The organism is Sorangium sp. So ce1036 (assembly GCF_051369805.1).
Classification (GTDB): Bacteria; Myxococcota_A; Polyangia; order Polyangiales; family Polyangiaceae; genus Sorangium; species Sorangium cellulosum_F.
Map to the genome: position 1 here is coordinate 6,868,256 of NZ_JBBMOX010000001.1, position 18,809 is coordinate 6,887,064.

The 18,809-nt window shown below is 74.7% G+C and carries 12 protein-coding genes; 4 read left to right on the forward strand and 8 right to left on the reverse strand.

Features of this window, described 5'->3' with window-relative positions; genetic code table 11:
- The first annotated feature begins 147 nt into the window (after positions 1-147).
- Complete coding sequence (locus WMF31_RS25780; RefSeq protein WP_436604485.1) at positions 148-1,797, forward strand: serine hydrolase domain-containing protein; 1,650 nt, start codon at positions 148-150, stop codon at positions 1,795-1,797.
- 456 nt (positions 1,798-2,253) lie between these two features.
- On the opposite strand, the gene WMF31_RS25785 is transcribed toward WMF31_RS25780, so the two are convergent.
- From WMF31_RS25785 to WMF31_RS25805, 5 genes are all read right to left on the reverse strand, one after another.
- Positions 2,254-2,379 (reverse strand): hypothetical protein, encoded by a 126-nt coding sequence (locus WMF31_RS25785; RefSeq protein WP_436604486.1) that lies wholly within the window; start codon positions 2,377-2,379, stop codon positions 2,254-2,256.
- A 751-nt stretch (positions 2,380-3,130) separates the two neighbouring features.
- On the reverse strand, positions 3,131-5,962 hold the full coding sequence (locus tag WMF31_RS25790) for a cation-translocating P-type ATPase (RefSeq protein ID WP_436604487.1): 2,832 nt from the start codon (positions 5,960-5,962) through the stop codon (positions 3,131-3,133).
- Positions 5,963-6,218: 256 nt separating this feature from the next.
- On the reverse strand, positions 6,219-6,944 hold the full coding sequence (locus tag WMF31_RS25795; RefSeq protein WP_436604488.1) for a class I SAM-dependent methyltransferase: 726 nt from the start codon (positions 6,942-6,944) through the stop codon (positions 6,219-6,221).
- Positions 6,945-6,981: 37 nt separating this feature from the next.
- The gene (locus WMF31_RS25800; RefSeq protein WP_436604489.1) at positions 6,982-7,932 is read right to left on the reverse strand and encodes a glycosyltransferase family 2 protein; all 951 of its coding nucleotides are present in this window, start codon (positions 7,930-7,932) and stop codon (positions 6,982-6,984) included.
- A gap of 70 nt (positions 7,933-8,002) precedes the next feature.
- Positions 8,003-9,304, reverse strand: a complete 1,302-nt coding sequence (locus WMF31_RS25805; RefSeq protein WP_436604490.1) for a glycosyltransferase — start codon at positions 9,302-9,304, stop codon at positions 8,003-8,005.
- 85 nt (positions 9,305-9,389) lie between these two features.
- On the opposite strand from WMF31_RS25805, the gene WMF31_RS25810 reads away from it, so the two are divergent.
- Together WMF31_RS25810 and WMF31_RS25815 are read left to right on the forward strand one after the other, a co-directional pair.
- Positions 9,390-10,988 (forward strand): oligosaccharide flippase family protein, encoded by a 1,599-nt coding sequence (locus tag WMF31_RS25810; RefSeq protein WP_436604491.1) that lies wholly within the window; start codon positions 9,390-9,392, stop codon positions 10,986-10,988.
- A gap of 87 nt (positions 10,989-11,075) precedes the next feature.
- Entirely contained in the window at positions 11,076-12,020 is a 945-nt protein-coding gene (locus WMF31_RS25815) for a DUF4123 domain-containing protein (RefSeq protein WP_436604492.1), read from the forward strand.
- Positions 12,021-12,160: 140 nt separating this feature from the next.
- Here the strand turns inward: WMF31_RS25815 and WMF31_RS25820 are convergent, their stop codons facing one another.
- The 3 genes from WMF31_RS25820 to xseA are packed head-to-tail and all read right to left on the reverse strand — an operon-like array spanning position 12,161 to position 17,026.
- A complete protein-coding gene (locus tag WMF31_RS25820; protein WP_436604493.1) occupies positions 12,161-14,326 on the reverse strand; it encodes an amylo-alpha-1,6-glucosidase in 2,166 nt (721 codons plus the stop codon).
- A 17-nt stretch (positions 14,327-14,343) separates the two neighbouring features.
- Positions 14,344-15,330: a shikimate dehydrogenase family protein gene (locus WMF31_RS25825; protein ID WP_436604494.1), complete on the reverse strand. Its 987-nt coding sequence runs from the start codon at positions 15,328-15,330 to the stop codon at positions 14,344-14,346.
- Positions 15,317-17,026, reverse strand: coding sequence for an exodeoxyribonuclease VII large subunit (gene xseA, locus WMF31_RS25830; RefSeq protein WP_436604495.1), 1,710 nt, complete (start codon positions 17,024-17,026; stop codon positions 15,317-15,319). Before xseA ends, WMF31_RS25825 begins: the two co-directional genes overlap by 14 nt.
- A gap of 157 nt (positions 17,027-17,183) precedes the next feature.
- Here xseA and WMF31_RS25835 point away from each other — a divergent pair, with 157 nt between their 5' ends.
- On the forward strand, positions 17,184-18,683 hold the full coding sequence (locus tag WMF31_RS25835; protein WP_436604496.1) for an acetyl-CoA carboxylase biotin carboxylase subunit: 1,500 nt from the start codon (positions 17,184-17,186) through the stop codon (positions 18,681-18,683).
- Positions 18,684-18,809: the final 126 nt, after the last annotated feature.

An 18,809-nucleotide genomic window follows, 5' to 3' on the forward strand; every position in this document is an offset into this window, starting at 1 on the left:
CGGCGCGCGAGGCGCCGCCCCGCGTGTCCCCCTGTCGCGCAGGCTACGTGGAACGTCCTTTGCGCGCCTCTCGAGGTGCGCCGGCTCCGGCTCATTTCATTGGTACGGGCGCGCCTGACCCCCAATACTCATCGCTCCGATCGAGCGATGATTGAAGACCCCCTCGCCGTGCTCTTCACGACGGCCGTCGTCGCGTCGCTCTCGCTCGTGAGCGGGTGCGCGGCGACCGAGCTCGCGCCGCGGGTCGCGGCGAAGGCGTCGGCGCCGGCCCCGCTCGTGCAGCGCTTCGCCAGCGAGCCGGCGCCGACGCCGAGCTTCCCCGACCCCGATCGCGGGCAGAGGCTCCGCGCCGCGGCGGCGGATGTGGGGGCCCTGGCGCGGCGGACCGCGCAGCAGGAGCGGCTGCCCGCGCTCGCCCTGGGCGTCGTCATCGACGACGAGCTCGCGATCCGCGAGGTCGTCGGCGTGCGGGACATCGCGCTCGGCGGCGAGGTCGACGAGCACACGCGCTTCCGGATCGGATCCATCACGAAGCCGCTGACGGCGGCGGCGGTCCTGCGGCTCCGCGACGAGGGGCGGCTGGCGATCGACGCGCCGGCCGCGCGCTACCTGCCCGCGCTCGCCGGCGTGGTCTATCCGACGCGCGACTCGCGACCGATGACGGTGCGCGATCTGCTCACGCACAGCGCAGGGCTGCCGCGGCTCGGTGTGTTCTCTCCGGCGTCGACGGCGCGCGACGTCACCGAGCGCGAGATCCTGTCCACGCTCGACGGCTTCGGGCTCGAGAGCGCGCCGGGCACCGAGACGTCGTACTCGAACCTCGGCTACTCGCTGCTCGGGCTCCTGGTCGGGCGCGCCGCCGGCGTCCCGTACCGGCGCTACGTGAGCGAGGCGCTGCTCGCGCCGCTCGGGATGCGCGACGCCGCCTGGGACGCCGCGCAGGTGCCGGCGGGCTGGCTCGCGTCGCCGCACGTGCGCGCGGGCGACGCGGTGACGCCGATCGAGCCGTGGCGGCTCGGGGCCTCGGAGGCGGCGGCGGGGCTCTACGCGAGCCTCGCGGACATGGGTCGCTTCATCGGGTTCCAGCTCGCCGCCTGGCCCGCGCGCGACGCGCCCGACGCGGGGGTCCTGCGGCGGAGCACGGTGCGCGAGTCGCACATGATGGCGCGCAACGGCTCGGCGTTCCCGGCGAGCGGTGGCGCCGACGGCCCGGGGCTCGGCTGGCAGGTGCGCGAGGACTGCGACCTCGGCCACGTGGTCTTCCACAACGGCCTCATCGACGGCTTCTCCGCGTCGGTGGTGCTCCTCCCGCGGCGCGGCGTCGGCGTGGTCGCGCTCGCCAACGTGGCCGGCGCCGATCTCGAGTCGCTCAACAAGGAAGTGCTGGGGAAGCTCGAGGCGACCGGCGCGATGGTCGCGCGGGTCGTCCCGCCGTCGCCGTCCGTGCGCCGTGCGGCCCAGGCGGTCGCCGCCGTCATCGGGCGCGCCCGGACGGACGTCCTCGATCGCAGGCTCCGGCCCGGCTGGTTCTCGGAAGCGCACCTCGGGGCGCTGCGACAGGAGCTGCGGGACATCGGCGAGCGGATGGGCGCGTGCGCGCTCGACGGCTCGGCCATGGTGGAGAGCGCGACGTCGGCGCGCTTCGGCCTCCGCTGCCAGCGCGGCGCGCTCTCGATGGCGGTGCGCGTGGACACCTCGTCGGATCCGCGGATCACGTCGCTCAGCGTGGAGGAGCAGACCGGATCGTCCGCGCTGGAGAACGTCCGGCGCCGCGCGAGGCCCGCGCACTGCCGCTGAGCCCGCGAGGCGCAACGGAGCGATGGCCGCCGTGGCCGACGAGCGCCGCTGCGCCGAGCACGACACCGCTGCCGCGCGCCATGGCCGCGCTCTCCGGCGGGGTCGGCAGCAACCGCGCCACATCTGTGGCAAAGCGCCCCCACACGAGGCTGACAGCACGGGAGCGCGCCGGCGCCGCGGGGAATATCCCCGATGGTGTTGGCGGAATTCCATGATTGGTCTGGGCCGTGCAATGGCCGGCGGCGCTCATCGAGGAGCTGACGTTGTCACGAAGAGCTCCGGCGAAACCGGAGCTCACTTGAACGCTGCGCCCGCCCCGGGCGCAGCGTGGAGGACGATCATGAGATACCTCGTTCACTCTGTCGCGCTCTCGGCCCTGGTTGGTCTCGCTGGACTTGGATGCTCCAGGGACCCGCAGCCTGCGCGCAGCGCGGATGACGCCACCGGCTCCGGCTATCAGGGCACCACGGAGGGAACCCAGAGCCCGTGGGGCTCGGGCACAGGCACGAGCAGCGGGGCCCTCCCGGGCTCGAGCTCGGGGACGAGCGGCGCCAGCGGAATGCAGGGGACCGGCAGCGACATGGGTCAGCCCGCGACGGGCGGCATGGGATCCGGTACCCACGACATGGTCCCTGGAACGGAGACCAGCTCGGGCATGGGGACGGGCTCGGACATGGGGACAGGCGCGGGCACCACGCCGGGCGCGGGCACCACGCCGGGCGCGGGGACTCCGGGTGGCTTCCGTGGCGAGACGAACAGCTCCCAGCCTCCCCCCACCACGGGCACGCAGCCGGGGAGTCAGCAGAACAAGAAGAGCGGCGCCCACGGCGCCGGAGCCGATAGCCAGAGCCCGAGTCCCGGAAGCGGCGCGACCGGAAGCGGCACCACGCAGGGTCAAGGGTCCGGAACCCAGCCCTGATCCAGGGCGGTGCCGCCTTTCAGGGGCCCGGAGGGCGGCGACCTGCGCGCCTCCCTCGGGCGCCGCGTGCTCAAGTTTGAAATATCGTCTGCCCTGGTTGGGACACGACCTCCCAGTTGCCTCCCCCGAACCGTTCCCGGTTCCCCGAGGGCTCCCGGCTGCCTCCCCCGAGCCGTTCCCGGTTCCCAGAGGGCTCCCGGCTGCCCGATGGGCGCTGACCCAATGTGGACGTGGACGGTCGTGATGCACTTCCACGTTGCACGTCCACGTTGACGGCAGGGAGCGAGCTCCGCGGTCCACCCGGGCCTGCCTCGTCGATAACCCGCGCGCGGCGCGCGGCGCGACCGCGCCGCCGCCCCGTAGCCGACAGCAGCCCTGCGGCCGACGCGCGCTCCCTCTCGCATGGTCCCGCCGTCACGGATGGCTCGGCGTGGCGCCGCCGCGGTGCATCATCGCGCCCGCCTCGGACGCCGCCGCCCGGCGTGCGCCCTCCGCCGCGCGCCGCTCGCGGCGGTTGCGCCACCACCGCTCGACGGTCATCACCGGCAGGATCGACATCGCCACCAGCGTCGAGGTGATCCACGCGTCGAGCGGGAGCGGCGCCGAGCCGAACAGCGTGTGCATGAAGGGCGCGTAGACGAAGCACAGCTGCAACGCGAGGAGCGCGCCGATCCCGACGTATACCCACGGGTTCGTGAAGAGCCCGATCTTCAGCATGGAGTCGCGCAGCGAGCGGCAGTTGAGCACGTAGAAGATCTGGAACAGCACGACCGTCGTGACCGCCGCCGTCTGCGCCTCGCGGTAGGCGACGTCCGACACGACGCCGCCGCGCACCTCGGAGAAGTACTCGTACAGGAAGAGCCCGATCGCCCCCGCGGTCATGAGCACCGCGACGATCACCGTGCGCACGAGGACGAACCGGCTCAGGATCGGCGCGCCCGGCTCCCGCGGCGGGCGGCTCATCACGTCCTTCTCCATCGCCTCGAACGCGAGCGGCAAGGAGAGCGCGACCGTCGCCACCAGGTTGACCCAGAGGATCTGCACCGCCGTGATCGGCATCATCGGCGTGCCCCCGAGGATCGGGAAGGTCATCACCGCCACGAGCAGGATCAGCGCCTCGCCCAGGTTCGTCGGCAGCACGAACGCGAGCGCCTTCACCAGGTTGTCGTAGACGCGGCGCCCCTCCTCGACCGCCGCCCGGATGCTCGCGAAGTTGTCGTCCGTCAGCACGACGTCGGCGGCCTCCTTCGACACCGCCGTCCCCGTGATCCCCATGGCCACGCCGATGTTCGCCTGCTTCAGCGCCGGCGCGTCGTTCACGCCGTCGCCCGTCATGGCGACGACCTCCCCGCCGGCCTGCAGCGCCTTCACCAGGCGGAGCTTGTGCTCCGGCGCGACGCGCGCGAACACGTGCGTCGACGCCACGGCCGCCCGCAGCTCGTCGTCCGACAGCCGCGACAGCTCGGTGCCGTTCATCGCCCGCGCGCCCTCGCCCACGAGCCCGAGCTGCTCGCCGATCGCGCGCGCCGTCGTCAGGTGATCGCCCGTGATCATCTTCACCGTGATCCCGGCGTCGTGGCACGCCTTGATGGCGTCGATCGCCTCCGGCCGCGGCGGATCGATCATCCCCTCGAGGCCGAGCAGCTCGAAGCCCCCCGCGAGGTCCGCCTCGTCGAGCGCGGTCGCGCTCCGATCGAGCGGCCGCGCCGCCACGGCGAGCACCCGCATCCCTTGCGCCGCCATCCGCTCCACCTGCGCCATCACCTGCGCCCGCCCCGCCTCGTCGAGCGCGGTGCTGCCGAGCACCGCCTCGGGCGCTCCCTTCATGAAGATCACCCGCTCCCCGCCGGGCGCCTGGTTCAGCGTCGCCATGAGCTGCCGCTCCGACGAGAAGGGGACGGCGTCGAGCCGCGGGTGCTCGCGGCGCGTCGCCTCGGCGTCGACGCCGAGCTTCTGCGCCGCCACGACGAGCGCGCCCTCGGTGGGGTCGCCCTCGATGCCGTGGGCGCCGCCCTTGCATGTCATGCACGCGTCATTGCAGAGCAGCCCCGCGCGGAGCAGCGCGCGCACCGCCTCGGGCACGTCGGGGGCCGGCGCGCCGCCCCGGCGGAGCTCGCCCTCGGGCGCGTAGCCGACGCCGGCGACCTCGAACGCCTCGCCGCCCTCGCCCCCGGGCGCCCCGGAGGAGGGCGTCCACAGGGCGCGGACCGTCATCTCGTTCCGCGTCAGCGTGCCGGTCTTGTCGGAGCAGATGACGGCCGTGCTGCCCAGCGTCTCGACCGCGGGCAGCTTCCGGATCACCGCGCGGCGCCGCGCCATCCGCTGCACGCCGATCGCGAGCGAGATCGTGATGATCGCGGGCAGCCCCTCCGGGATCGCCGCGACCGCGAGCGAGATGCCCGCGAGCATCGCGTCCACCGGCGGGTAGCCCCGGAGCAGCGCGACGCCCACGATGAGCAGCGCGACCGCGACGATCGCGACGGTCAGCACGCGGCCCACCCTGGCCATCGATCGCGTGAGCGGCGTCTCGATCTCGGTCGCCTCGCGGAGCATCGACGAGATGCGACCGAGCTCGGTCGCGCCGCCCGTGGCGACGACCACCGCCGTGCCCGTGCCGCTCGTCACGAGCGTCCCGCCGAAGGCGAGGTTCTTGCGGTCGCCGATGGCGGCGTCCTCGGGGACCACCCCGACCTGCTTGTCGGAGGGCACCGACTCCCCGGTGAGCGCCGACTCGTCCGCGCGGAGGTTCTTCACCGAGAGCAGCCGCGCGTCGGCCGGGATCTTGTCGCCGGCCTCGAGCACCACCACGTCGCCGGGGACCACCTCGGCCGCGGGGATCACGCGCCGCTGACCGCCGCGCAGGGCCGTGGCCGTCTGGGGCACCATGCCGACGAGCGCCTCGATCGCCTTGCTCGCGCGGAACTCCTGCACGAAGCCGATCGCCGTGTTGAGCACCACGACCGCCAGCACGACCGCGCCGTCGATCGCCTCGCCCATGGCGATCGCGATGGCCGCCGCCGCGAGCAGCACGTAGATGAGCGGGTCGTTGATCTGGCGGAAGAGCAGCTTGAGCGCGCTGTCGCCCTTCGCGCGCTGGATCACGTTGGGCCCGACCTCCTCGAGTCGTCGGGCGGCCTCGTCGTCGGTGAGGCCCGTCTCGGCGCTCCCGATCCTGGAGAGCGCGTCGCCGGCAGGCAGGTGGTGCCAGGCGACTGCGGTCGATGAGGGGAGGGCGGGCTGGGACATGGGGAGTCATCTCCTGCGGCGGGCCGCCACGCTGTGCGCGTCGCGCTCACCGGCGATGGCGGCTTTTCACCACGCGCTTCGCGCGTGGACGCCCGATTCTCCGCACGTCCTGTGCCATCCCGGCGCCGGCCGCTTGACATCCCGGGCGGCCCGCGCCCCGGGATCCCCACCGGACCGTTTCTCCCCGGCGGGGAATTTTGCCCCACCCCGACCTCCCGGCGCGAACTCCGCGCCTCCGGCACCCTGCCGGGCGGAGCTAGCCGCGGGCGTAAGCGAAGGCGCCGTCGATGTTGAGCAGCCGGGTGGCCTGGACGAGTTCGGCCACGGTCACCCCGAAGCGCTGCACGAGCTGCTCCGCGACGTCGCGGCGGAGGATGTCCCTGCGGAAGACGTGCAGGCGGCGGGGGGCGAAGTACCCCTCGAGCTCCGCGAACGTCAGGCGCTGGTACGCGGCGGTGCCAGGGACGCGCCGCCGCGAGACGAGATCGTAGAAGAAGAAGATGCCGCCCGGCCGGAGCAGGCCGAGCGCCTTGTCCATGAGGCCTCGCTTGAGCTCCGCGTTCGTCACCGACGACAGGACGGCGAACATCATCACCATGTCGAACGGGCCGCCGACGTCGGCCTTGAGGAAGTCGCCCGCGAGGAAGCGGATGCCGGCGAAGCGCGAGCGCGCGAGCTCGGTGCGCTCCGGGATGAGATCGATGCCGGTGAGGCGCGACGGATCGGCGCCGAGCTCGACCAGCCACGAGAGGTTGGAGCCCGACCCGCAGCCCACGTCGAGCACCGACATCTCGCGCAGCGCCTCGGGCGTGCGCACGCCGCACGCGACGAGCGCCTCGCGCAGGCGGCGCTGCCGCTGCCGCGCGACGAGGTACGGGTGGGCGTTGAGCAGGCTCGCCCAGGGGTTCGCGGGCAGGAAGCGCTCGGTGTAGTGCCGCTTGATCGCCTCGAGATCCCGCTCGAAGCCGCTGTCCTCGGTCATCGGACCCCCCCCGCGCGCGGCGCGCCGACCTCGGCCGTCAAGGCTGTCCCACCGCCCACGCCGGCATGCGCACGACCCCCCAGCGCACCACCTTGAGCAGGCCGAGCGCCACCGTCTGCTCCAGCGTCCGCGGGCGCTGCGGCTTCCGCCGCGAGAGGTAGGCGTCGAGGTAACGCAGGAACTCGGGATCCGGCGCCATGTCGCCCACCTCGCGCCGGATGCCCTGGTACTTGCGCGTCTTCCAGATGAAGTTCTCCCAGCTGTCGAAGTAGTCGTGCCGCATCAGGAGCTCGGGCGCGTAGACGACCCGCTTGCCGGGGAACGTCTTCGCGATCTGGTAGGCTAGATAGATCCCCTCCGCGCCGTAGAACCGATCCGGGAAGCCCCCGGTCTCCAGGTAGACGCCGCGCCGGATCGCCATGTGCCCCTCGGTCGAGAGGACGTCGTCGATCATCTCGTCGCCGCGGTCGTAGTGCCCCGCGAGCGTGCAGAAGTAAGGGTGCTCCTTGGGGATGATCCGGCCGCGCATCGCGGCGATGCGGGGATCCTCGAAGACGCGGCAGACGACCTCGACGAACGTCGGCGCGATCAGGCCGTCGTCGTCGATGAAGGCGACGTACTCGCCCCGCGCCCAGGCGATGGCCGCGTTGCGCGCGGCGTTCAGGGGGATGCCGTCGGTCAGGCGGAGCTCGACGTCGACGAGCGGGGCGGAGCGCGGCCTGAGGTGCTCGATGCCGCCGCTGTCCGCGAGCAGGACCTCGAACGGCACGCTGAGCGCCGCCGTCTGCCCGCGCACGTGCTGGAGGCACTCGATGAGGTAGTCCTTCGCCTTGTAGGAGATGACGATCAGCGTGAGCTTCGGCGACGGGACCTCCCGCCGCACGATGAGCTCCTTCACCTCCGGCGCGTACCTCGCGCGCCACGCCTCCTGAAGGACGCGCTCGCCCTCGGGGAGCCCCGCTCGATCCTGGAGAGGTTGTTCCGGCATCGCGGGCCTGCATGCCACGGGGGCCGCCGCGCAGGCAAGGAGGTCGACGGGGCGCCGCCCGCGCGCGGCGTCACCCCCCGCCGCGCGCCGTGACGTCCTCGAAGAGGCGCGCGAGCGCGCCGGCCGTGGCGCGCGCGCTCAGGCCGGCGAGCGCCGCGTGGTCCGGCTCGACGAGCGGCCGCCCGGCCGCGCGCGCGTCGACGGCGTCCTCGATGCGGCGCTCGATCCCCGCGGCGTCGCCGGCCGCGTGCGTCCAGCCGAGGCGCGTCGCCTCGAGGATGCGCGCGACCTCGGGGGACGGCGAGGCCGCGAGGACGGGCGCGCGCGCGAGCAGGTAGTCGTAGAGCTTGCCGGGCAGGAGGTGCGGCTCGTCGCCGAAGCCGGTGAGGAGCGCGAGGTCGGCGCCCGCGACGAGGCCGAGCCCCTCGGCGTACGGCAGGACCGCGCGGTGCTCCAGGAGCGGCGACACCCCGAGCTCCTCGGCGAGGCGGAGGTCGCCCTTCGCGACGCGCCCCAGGTTGAGCAGCCGGATCGCGCCCGGGCCGAGCGACCTGCGGCGCGCGACGGCCGCGAGCGCGCGGACGAACGGCGCGAGCGTGCGCTCGCCGTAGCAGTTGCCGAAGTGCACGAGCGTCACCGCCCCGTCGCGCCGCGGCGCGACCGCCGCGTCCGGATCGAAGCCGGTCCGGACGCACTCGACGCGGCGGCCGACGCCCCGCGCGACGTAGGCGTCGCGGGTCATCTCGGACGTCACCGTGAACGCGGCGGCGGCGCCCACCGCGGCCCGCTCGACGAGCGCCGCCGCGGCGCGGACCCACGCGGGCCGCGTCGCCATCACCGGGCCGAACGACCACGGATCGCGGAAGTCGGCGACGACCGGCCGGCCGATCGCCCTGCCGGCCAGCACGCCCGCGAGCACGGCCTCCCACGGCGCCCCGCTCGCGAAGATCACCTCGGCGCCGACCTCGCGCGCGAGGCGCGCGACGCGGGCCGCGAGGGCCGGGACGCGGCCCGCGTCGGGGCCGATCACCGGGACGTAGCGGATCTCGGCGGCGACGCGCGCGAGGCCCCTCAGGCGCGCGACCGGCCGCGCGGCCTCGGTCGGCGCCTCCACGGTGCCGTCCGAGCCGAGCGCGCGGCGCGGCATGCGCGCGAGCTCGGCCTCCGAGAGGTAGTCGCGGCGCACGTCGCACGCGGGCGGCGAGCCCGCCGCGAACGACGGATCCAGCCGCTCGCCGGGCGGCGGCCTCGCCGTGAGCACCGTCACGGCCCAGCCGTGCTCCGGCAGAAATTTCGCGAAGCGGTACGCGCGCTTACCGCCGACGCTGAACCGCGGAGGGAAGTAGTAGCTCACGAGGAGCGCGCGCCTCATCGCCGCGCCTATATCACGGCCGAGCCGGGCCTCGCGCGCTCGCCGCGGCGGCCGCGCCTGCCCCCGCATGTGCTACCGAGCCGCCATGCGGAGCGAGCAGCCCACCCCGGTCCTCCCGAGCGCGCCCGCGCGGGCGGCGGAGGCCGAGGAGGAGGCGCCGCGCTCCGACGAGGCGCAGGGCGCGTCGCTCGCCGACCGGATCGGCATGATCGTCGGCGGGCAGGTCGTCAACACGCTCATCATCCTCGTGCAGGGCGTCGTCGTGGTGCGGCTGCTCGGCAAGGCGGAGTACGGCGTGCTCGCGTTCGTGACGATGCTGTTCATGACCGGGCGCGATCTCGCGCTGCTCTACCTCCCGGAGTCGCTCCTCTACTTCACGCCCAAGGTGACGCGGCCCGAGCTCAAGGGGCTGGTGCGGCAGAGCCTGCTCCTCCTGCTCGGCCTCGGGGCCCTCGCCGCGCTCGCCTTCTGCGCCTTCGCCCTGGTCCCCAGCGTCTTCCTCGACGGCCGCGACGGCATCACGACGCCCCTCCTGCTCATCGCCCTGATGAGCCTGTTCGCCTTCCCGGCGAGCCTCTTCGGCCCGCTCTTCATCGCCACGAACAACCACCGCAAGTCGGCGGGCGTCGCGCTGCTCGTCACCGCCACCAACGCCGCGGGGGCCATCGTCCCCGCCGCGCTCGGGTGCTCGATCGTCTGGATCGTGGCCGCTCAGTGCGCGGCGCAGGCGCTCCGGCTCGGGCTCTCGTACCGCCTCTACGCGCGGCTGTTCCAGGACGTCGCCGCCGCCCCCTTCCCGGGCGGCGTCCGCGCGCAGCTCGCCTACGCGCTCCCGCTCTCGGGGACCCGCTTCGCCGGCCTCTTCAACCAGAAGCTCGACAAGTTCGTCATCGGCCTCTTCTTCAGCGCGGGGCTGTACGCGGAGTTCGCCGTCGGCTCGCAGGAGCTGCCGCTCGTCAGCGTGCTCGCGTACTCCGTCGCGTCGACGATGCTCCCCGACCTCGTCGCCCGCGTCGAGGAGGGGCGGACGCGCGGGGAGGGCGCGGCGGCGGCGATCGAGCTCTGGCACTCGGGCATCCGCAAGACGACGCTGATCATGCTCCCGATCGCGGCGTTCGTGCTCCTGTTCGCCGAGCCGCTCATGCGCACGATCTACGGCGACGCGTACGCCGGCGCGGCCGTCCCGTTCCGCATCTACTCCGCGCTCCTGCCGCTGCGCGTGACGGCGTACGGCATCATGCTGATGGCGCTCGGGCAGCCGTCCGCCATCCTCCGGATCCAGGTCGTGGCCATGGGGGTCAACACCGCGGCGAACCTGGTCCTCCTGCCCACGATCGGCATGGTCGGCGCGCCGCTCGCGGCCGTCCTGACGCAGCTCTTCGCGATGGGCCTGACCGTGACGCGCATCGCCCACCTGTCCGGCGTCGGCCTGCGCGGCGTGTTCCCGTGGCGCCACTACGGGCGCGTCGCGGCGACCGCCGTCGTCGCCGCGGCGCCGCTCGTCCTGCTCCTCGCCTCGGGCGCCGTCGATCGGCGCCCCGCGCTCTGCCTCACGCTCGGCGCCCCGCTCTACGCGGGGCTCTACCTCGCGACGGCGTGGCTCACGGGCGTGCTCGCCCCCGAGGACCGGGCGTTCGTCGCGCGCTGGATCCGGCTCGAGCCCCTGCGCGACCGCCACGGCTGACGGCCCCCGCCTTCGTGTGGATTCACGCCGACCGGTGTTCTACGCTTGCTCGCGGCCTCATCGGCGCCTGGAGCGATGGAGACGACCATGAGCGAAGACCGGGAAGCAGGTTTCCTCCTCCGCGTCACCTCGGGCCCGCTCGCTGGCCAGACGGCCCACATCCCCGGCGATCGCCCGCTGCTCGTCGGCCGCGCGCCGGAGTCGGACCTGTCGATCGCCGGCGACGTGGAGCTCTCCGCCCTGCATTTCTCGGTGGAGCAGCTCGATGGCAGCTACCTGCTCCGCGATCTCGGCAGCCGCAGCGGGACGCAGGTGAACCGCGAGCGCGCCCGCGAGGTGTCGCTCCGGGAGGGCGACGAGATCCGCGCCGGAGGGACCCTGTTCACCGTGGTGCGCGGCGAGCCGAGCCCCTGCGGCGCGGCGGCGAACCCCCGCTGCGCGCCGACCGAGCCCGCCCCGCCCTCGCGCCGCTCGCGGCGGATCGCGGCCATCGCGCGGGGCGCGCCGTTCGCCGCGTCGGCGCGGGAGCGGCTCCGGCAGGAGCGCGCGCCGCTCTACGCGGTGGTCGACGCCGCCCGCGACCCCCGCATCCGGCTGCTGCTCGGCGCGGCCGACGAGCACACCGCCTCGCTCTACACCGGCTTCCAGGGCGAGATCCTCGCGGACGTCGGTCCTACGCTCGTGCACCTGCCGCGCGGGTCCAGCCTCCTCGACGCGCTGGTCGACGGCGGCTGGGGCGACAGCTGGGGCGTCTTCCTGACGAGCCATCGCCCCTTCGGCGACGTGCGCAAGCACCTCCACCGGTTCCTGCTGGTCGAGAGCGGGACGGGCAAGCAGCAGTATTTCCGGTTCTACGATCCGCGCGTGCTCCGCCGCTTCCTGCCGACGTGCGGCCCGCGGAAGCTCGAGGCGCTGTTCGAGCCGATCGAGTCGTTCGCCATGGAGGCCGAGGATCCGGGCAAGCTCCTGCGCTTCACGGCCCAGCGCGGCAGGGCGATCCGCGAGGAGCTGCCGCTCACGCGCGCCGACTGAGGCGCCCCGCGCGAGGGGGCAGCCCTCCCTCGCGGGGCCCTCGGCGGCTCAGCGCAGCGGCGCGGGGCCCTCGGCGGCTCAGCGCAGCGGCGCGGGGCCCTCGGTGGCTCAGCGCAGCGGCGCGCGGGGCCCTCGGCGGCTCAGCGCAGCGGCGCGCCGGCCGCCCCGCCCGGCTCCTGGGACGGCAGATCCCAGGCGAGCGCGCGCAGGAGCTCCGCCACGCTGACGGCCTGGGCGAAGCAGCCGCCGGGGTGATGCGGCGGCTCCCCGAAGGCGAGCTCGGGCACGTGGCCGAGCGTGATCTCGTTCATGGCCGCGGAGGCCACGAGCCGGTGGAGCCACGAGAGGGCGTGCTCGCCGAGCGCGGCGTGGCGGCGGGCCGCGCGCACGTAGAAGCCGAGCAAGAACGGCCAGACCGTGCCCTGGTGGTACGCGCTGTCGCGCGCCTCGGGGCCGCCCTCGTACCGCGGCGCGTAGGCCGGATCGGCGGGCGACAGCGTGCGCAGACCGGCGGGGGTCACGAGCTCCCGGCGGGCCCGCTCGAGCAGCGCCGCGGCCTGCTCCTGCGTGAAGCAGGCGGGATCCACCGCGAGCGCGATCACCGCGTTCGGGCGGATCGAGGCGTCGCGGAACGCCCCCTCCCCGTCCGGGTGCTCGGAGATCACGTCGTAGGGGTAATCGGTCTCCTCGCACCAGAAGCGGGCGGCGAAGCCCCGGCGCGCCACGCTCGCGGCCGCCTCCGCGCGCTCCGCGAGCCGCTCGTCGCCGGCGGCCCGCGCGAGGCGCGCGAGCGTCTCCGAGCCCTTGGCCCACAGCGCCGTGAGCTCGACCGGGCAACCGGCGCGCGGCGTGACCGCCCGGCCCCCGACGCGCGCGTCCATCCACGTGAGCCCGTCGATCGCGCCCTCGCCGGCGCGCCCCGCGGCGAAGAGGCCGTCTTCGGTGACGTGGATCCCGCCCCTCGTGCCGCGCAGGGCGGCCTCGAAGGCGTCGCGGAGCGCGGAGAGGAGCTCGCCCGTGATGAACGGGTGCACGTCGCCGAGCGCGTCGGCGAGCAGCCGGGCCACCTCGAACAGCCACAGCGTCGCGTCCGCGGCGTGGTAGTCGGCGGGCTCGCCCCCGTCGGGGAGCCGGTTCGGCACGAGCCCGTCCTGCATGGCGTCGATCAGCGCGCGGAGGACGCGCACCGCCTCCTCGGTCTTCCGGGGCGCGAGGTAGAGGCCCGGCAGGGCGATGAGCGCATCGCGGCCCCACACCTCGAACCAGGGGTAGCCCGCGACGACGCCGGGCCGCGCGGCGGCGTCGGCGCGGAACGCCTCCGCCGCGATGTGGAGCCGCCGCTCCAGGAGCGGCCGCTGGGGCCCCGGGTCCTCCGCGCGGAGCGCGGCGCTCGCCGCCGCGAGCAGGGCCTCCGGATCCTCGTCGGGCAGCGCGCCGACGGCCACGAGCAGGTGCACGGGCTCGGCGCCGATCACGGCCTCGAAGTGGCCCGGCGTCCAGAGATCCTCGCGGAAGTCGAGGCCCCGGTCGTGCTCGCAGAGGTACTCGAAGCGGCGCCACCAGTCCTGCGAGCCGACGAACGTGCCCTGGTAGCGGAAGCAGATCCGCGGCAAGAGCCGGTTCGGCTGCACCCGGACCTCGCCGACCGGCAGGCGCTCCCGCCCCGCGCCGGGCTCGCCGCGCGCCGCGCCGGCGCGCAGCTCGACCTTCTGGGAGATGCCGCCATTTTCGCGCAGGAGCTGGTGCATGTGGCGGGCGGCGAGCAGCGGGCGCAGCGTGAGCAGCACCGGATCCGCCCCGCGCCAGATGTAGCGAAGCACCGCCGCGTTCTCGCCGCGCACGAGCCCGAGCGTCACCTCGAGCTCGCCGCTCGGGACGACATACGTCCAGCGCGGGAGCGGGTCCTGATCGAAGCGCTCGAGATAGAAGGGGCCCACCTCCGGGTCGATGCCCGGGAACTGGTGCTTGGCGAGGTCCCACCGCGGCCAGCCCCGCCGCTGCTCGGCCGACGTGCCCTGCACGATCGTGCGGATGCTGGCGTCGACGTGCGAGAGCATCACGTGCCGGCGCCGCGGGGGGTCGAGGGCGGCGACGAGCAGGCCGTGGTAGCGGCGGGTGTGCATGCAGGAGAGCGTCGAGCTCGCGTAGGCGCCCGCGCCGTTCGTGTGCAGCCACTCCTGCCGCGCGATGGCGAGGCGGCCGCGCACCTCGACGCTCGGCCAGGGCGAGGCGTGCTCCAGGGCGGCGCCCTGGGGGCGCGCCGCCGCGAGCGCCGCCGCGAGATCGCCGTGGGCCGGCGCGTTCATCCGGGATCCATCGGAGCTCATCGACCGCCGGTGGCCTTCCTGAGCGAGTCCTCGGCGGCGGCGCGCATCACGTCGACCGGGGCCGGGAGGCCGGTCCAGAGCGTGAACGACTGCGCGGCCTGGCCGACGAGCATGCCGAGCCCGTCGGCCGCGCGGAGCCCCCTCTCGCGCGCGAGCCGCAGGAACGGGGTCACGGGCGGGTTGTAGACGACGTCGTAGAGGCACACGCCCGGCGAGAGCGAGTCCCACGGGATGATGCTCGTGACCTCGTCGCCCGGCGGGCCGCCGACCATGCCGGCGCTCGTGGCCTGGACGATCAGGTCGGCGGCGACGGTGAACTCGGTCCAGTTGAGCCGCAGCGCCGCCGACGACTTGCTGCTGACCGCCCTGTCGGACGGGATCGGCCAGGGCGCGGTGAGCGCGCCGAGCTCGGACGCGCGCTGCCCCGCGGGCGACTCCAGCATCACCTCGGTGCTCGTCCAGGACCGGGTGGTGATGCTGATGAGGTGGTAGCCGAGCATCTTGCACGCGGCGATCGCCGCGAACGCGGCCCCGCCCGCCCCGATGATCACCGCGCGCTGCCGCGGGCTCGGGCTCGGGCCGCGCGGCCCGGCCGCGTCGTCCCCGCGCGGCGGCGCGGAGCCGAGGAGCAGGGCGAGCTCGTCCCGGAGCGCGATCACGTCGGTGTTGTGGGCGGTGACGCGCCGAGACGCCGACGCGCACAGGACGTTGGCGACGCCGACGTCCTCCGCGCTCGAGTCCACCTCGTCGACCAGCGACATGACCGCGCGCTTGTGCGGGATGGTGACGTTCGCGCCCGCGATGAGGCCGCTGCGGATGTCGTCGACGAAGCGCGCGAGCTCCGCGGCCGTGGGCACGTCGAACGCGCTGTAGATGTGGGGGAGCTGGTGGGCCCGAAACGCGGCCGAGTGCATCGCCGGCGAGACCGAGTGGCCCACCGGGTGACCGACCAGACCGAACATTCGCCGCTCAGGGTTCGACATGATGCCTTTCCTCCGGGCCGGCCTCTGCTCCTCCGCCTTGCCCTGCCGAGACCTGCCCGGAGGCGCCGCCGCGCCCGGGCGCCGGCGCGCGCTCGTCCGCCACGAAGCCGAGCCCGAGTTGCTCGCACGCGGGCGCGCCGGGCTGCCCCCGGCTGCGCCTCGACGCGCGGCCCCCCGCCCGCTCGCGCGGCCCCCCGCCCTGCCGCGCCGGCGAGGCGGGCGGCGCGGGCGCGGGCGGCGCGCTGACCTCGACGAGCGGCTCACCCGGCCCCGCGGCGGCCACGACCCGCGCGAGCAGCGCGCCGCGGTGCACGCGGACCGTGACCGCGTCCCCCGGCGCGACCTCGCGGTGATCGCGGACCGCGCGCCCGGACGCGTCCGTCGCGATGGCGTAGCCGCGCGCGAGCACGCGCAGCGGCGACATCGCCTCGAGCCGGGCGACGTCGCCCGCGAACCGCTCCCGCAGGAGGGCGATGTGGCGGCGCGCGGCCGCGTCGAGGCGCACCGACAGCGGCCGCAGCGCCCCGCGGGCGCCGGCGAGCACCGCGCGCGGGTGGCGCGCGGCCAGCCGGCGCTCGAGGCGCTGGAGGCCGCCCTGGTCCTCGGCGAGGATCCGCTCCATGCGGCGCCGCAGCCGCGCGACCGCGTCGTCGATCCGCTGCTGCGGCTCCGCGAGGATCTGCGCGGGCGTGCCGAGGCGGGCGCGCTGCCGGTCGAGGTCGGCGCGCGCGCCCCTGAGGCGGTGCGCCATCGCCCGGCGCATGCGCGCCTCGACGTGCTCCAGGGCCGCGCGGCGCGCGGCCGCGTCCGGGACGAGCATCTCCGCCGCCTGCGAGGGCGTGGCGGCGCGCGCGTCGGCGGCGAGATCGGTCAGCGCGACGTCGATCTCGTGCCCGACCGCGCTCACGATCGGCACCTTCGCGGCCGCGACCTTCCGGACGACGATCTCCTCGTTGAACGCGCTGAGGTCGTCCGCCGAGCCGCCCCCGCGGCCCACGATGATCACCTCGATGCCCGGGAGCTCCTCGAGCAGCGCGATCGCGCGCACGATCCTTTGCCCCGCGCCGGCGCCCTGCACCGGCGTGCGCGCGAGGATCAGCCGGACGCCGCCGCGGCGGAAGGCGACGGTCACGATGTCGTGGATCGCCGCGCCGTCGCCGCTCGTGACGACGCCGATGATCTGCGGATCGACCGGCAGCTTGCGCTTGCGCTCGGGCGCGAAGAGCCCCTCCGCGGCGAGCTTCTCCTTGAGCCGGAAGAGCGCCTCGAGCAGCGCGCCGCGACCGGCGAGGCGCGCGTCGTCCGCGCAGAACTGGAGCCGGCCGCGCGGCACGTAGACCGTCGCGCGGCCCGTGAGCACGACGCGCGCGCCGTCCGCGAGCAGCTTGCGCGCGCGCGGCGCCGCCGTCCGGTACATCACGCAGTCGATCGCCGCCTCCTCGTTCTCGTCCTTGAGCGTGAAGTAGGCGTGGCCGCTGCCCACGACGCGCAGGCTCGAGATCTCGCCCTCGACGCGCGCGTCCGCGGTCGACCCCTCGAGGATCCGCTTCAGGCGGCGATCGAGCTCCGCGACGGAGAGGACCTCCGGCTCGGCGCCCCGCGGGCGGCGCGACGGCGGCGGGCTCGTGGGCTCGCGCGGCTCGACGGCTGGGAGGGCCGCGAACGAGAGCTCGGGCGGGAGATCGCGGCGCTGCACAGGGGGAGACCTACCCTTTTGCTCGGCCTGTGGAAAGACTCTCGCGGGCCTGATCCAGCGTAAGGCCCGCCCGTGGCCTGGCCCGCGGCGAGGCGCGGCCAGGGCTTCGACGCGACGAGCCATTCGCGCGAGCGCTGTCGTGTGATACGGCCGGCGCGTGATCCGCAAGGTCCTCATCGCCAACCGCGGCGAGATCGCCGTCCGCATCCTCCGGTCGCTGCATGAGGCCGGCATCCAGGGCGTCGCGGTGTACAGCGACGCCGACCGCAGCAGCCTCCATGTCCGCCTGGCGGACGAGTCGTACCCCATCGGCCCAGCACCTGCGGCCGAGAGCTACCTCCGCATCGATCGCATCCTCGACGTCGCCCGGCGCTGCGGGGCGGACGCCATTCACCCCGGGTACGGGTTCTTGTCGGAAAATCGCGAGTTCGCGGAGGCCTGCGAGCGGGCCGGGATCACCTTCATCGGCCCGCCCTCGAGCGCGATGGCCGCGATGGGGTCGAAGCCCGCGGCGCGCGCGAAGATGGCGGAGGCGGGCGTGCCGATCGTCCCCGGCGGCGAGCCCGCGAGCGCCGCGGAGGCGCAGGCGCTCGCGGAGCGGCTCGGCTACCCGGTGATGCTCAAGGCGGCGTTCGGGGGAGGCGGCAAGGGCATGCGGCTCGTGCACCGCCCGGAGGACCTGCCGGCGGCCTACGAGCGCGCGCAGAGCGAGGCCGCGCGGGCGTTCGGCGACGCCACCGTCTACCTCGAGAAGGCGATCCTGCGGCCGCGTCACGTCGAGATCCAGGTGCTCGGCGACCGCGAGGGCAACCTCGTGCACCTGTTCGAGCGCGACTGCTCGATCCAGCGGCGCCACCAGAAGGTGGTCGAGGAGTCCCCCTGCCCCGTCGCCAGCCCGGAGCTCGTGCAGCGCATGGGCGAGGTCGCGGTGCGCGGCGCGCTCGCGGTCGGCTACCACTCGGCGGGCACGTTCGAGTTCCTCCTCGCGGAGGACGGCTCTTTCTACTTCCTCGAGATGAACACGAGGCTCCAGGTGGAGCACCCCATCACCGAGTGGACGACCGGGATCGACCTCGTCGCCGAGATGGTGAAGATCGCCGACGGCGAGCGGCTCTCGCTGCGGCAGCAGGCGATCACGCGGCGCGGCGCGGCGCTCGAGTGCCGCATCTACGCGGAGGATCCGAGCTCCGGCTTCCTGCCCAGCCCTGGCGCGCTCACGACGCTCCGCCCGCCGGCTGGCCCCTGGGTGCGGGACGACAGCGGCTTCTACGAGGGCGCGGTGGTCCCCAGCCACTACGACCCGCTGATCTCGAAGCTCTCCGTGTGGGCGCCCGATCGGCGCGCCGCCATCGCGCGCATGCGCCGCGCCCTCGCCGAGTACGCCGTCACGGGCATCCGGACGAACCTCGCGTTCCACGAGAACCTCCTGGCTCACCCCGACTTCCAGGCCGGTCGTTACGACACGGGCTTCATCGCCGAGCACACCGCGGAGCTCTGCGGGCCCACCGCGGTCCCCCCCGAGGAGGAGGCCGCGCTCGCCGCCGCCCTCGCCATCGCGGCCGCCCGGGCGGAGCGGCGGCCCGCTGGCAGCGGCGTCCCCGAGCCGGGCGCGCCGCGGCTGTCGCCCTGGGTGATCCAGCACAGGGCCTTCAGGTGAGCCCTCCTGTGCGAACGGCGCCAGGCACGCCCCGACGCATGGACGCACAGAAGCCCTGACGCACCTCCGCGCTGCCTATACGCAGCGCGTTGCGCCAAAGTCTCCTCTCGCGCCGGACATGCCCAG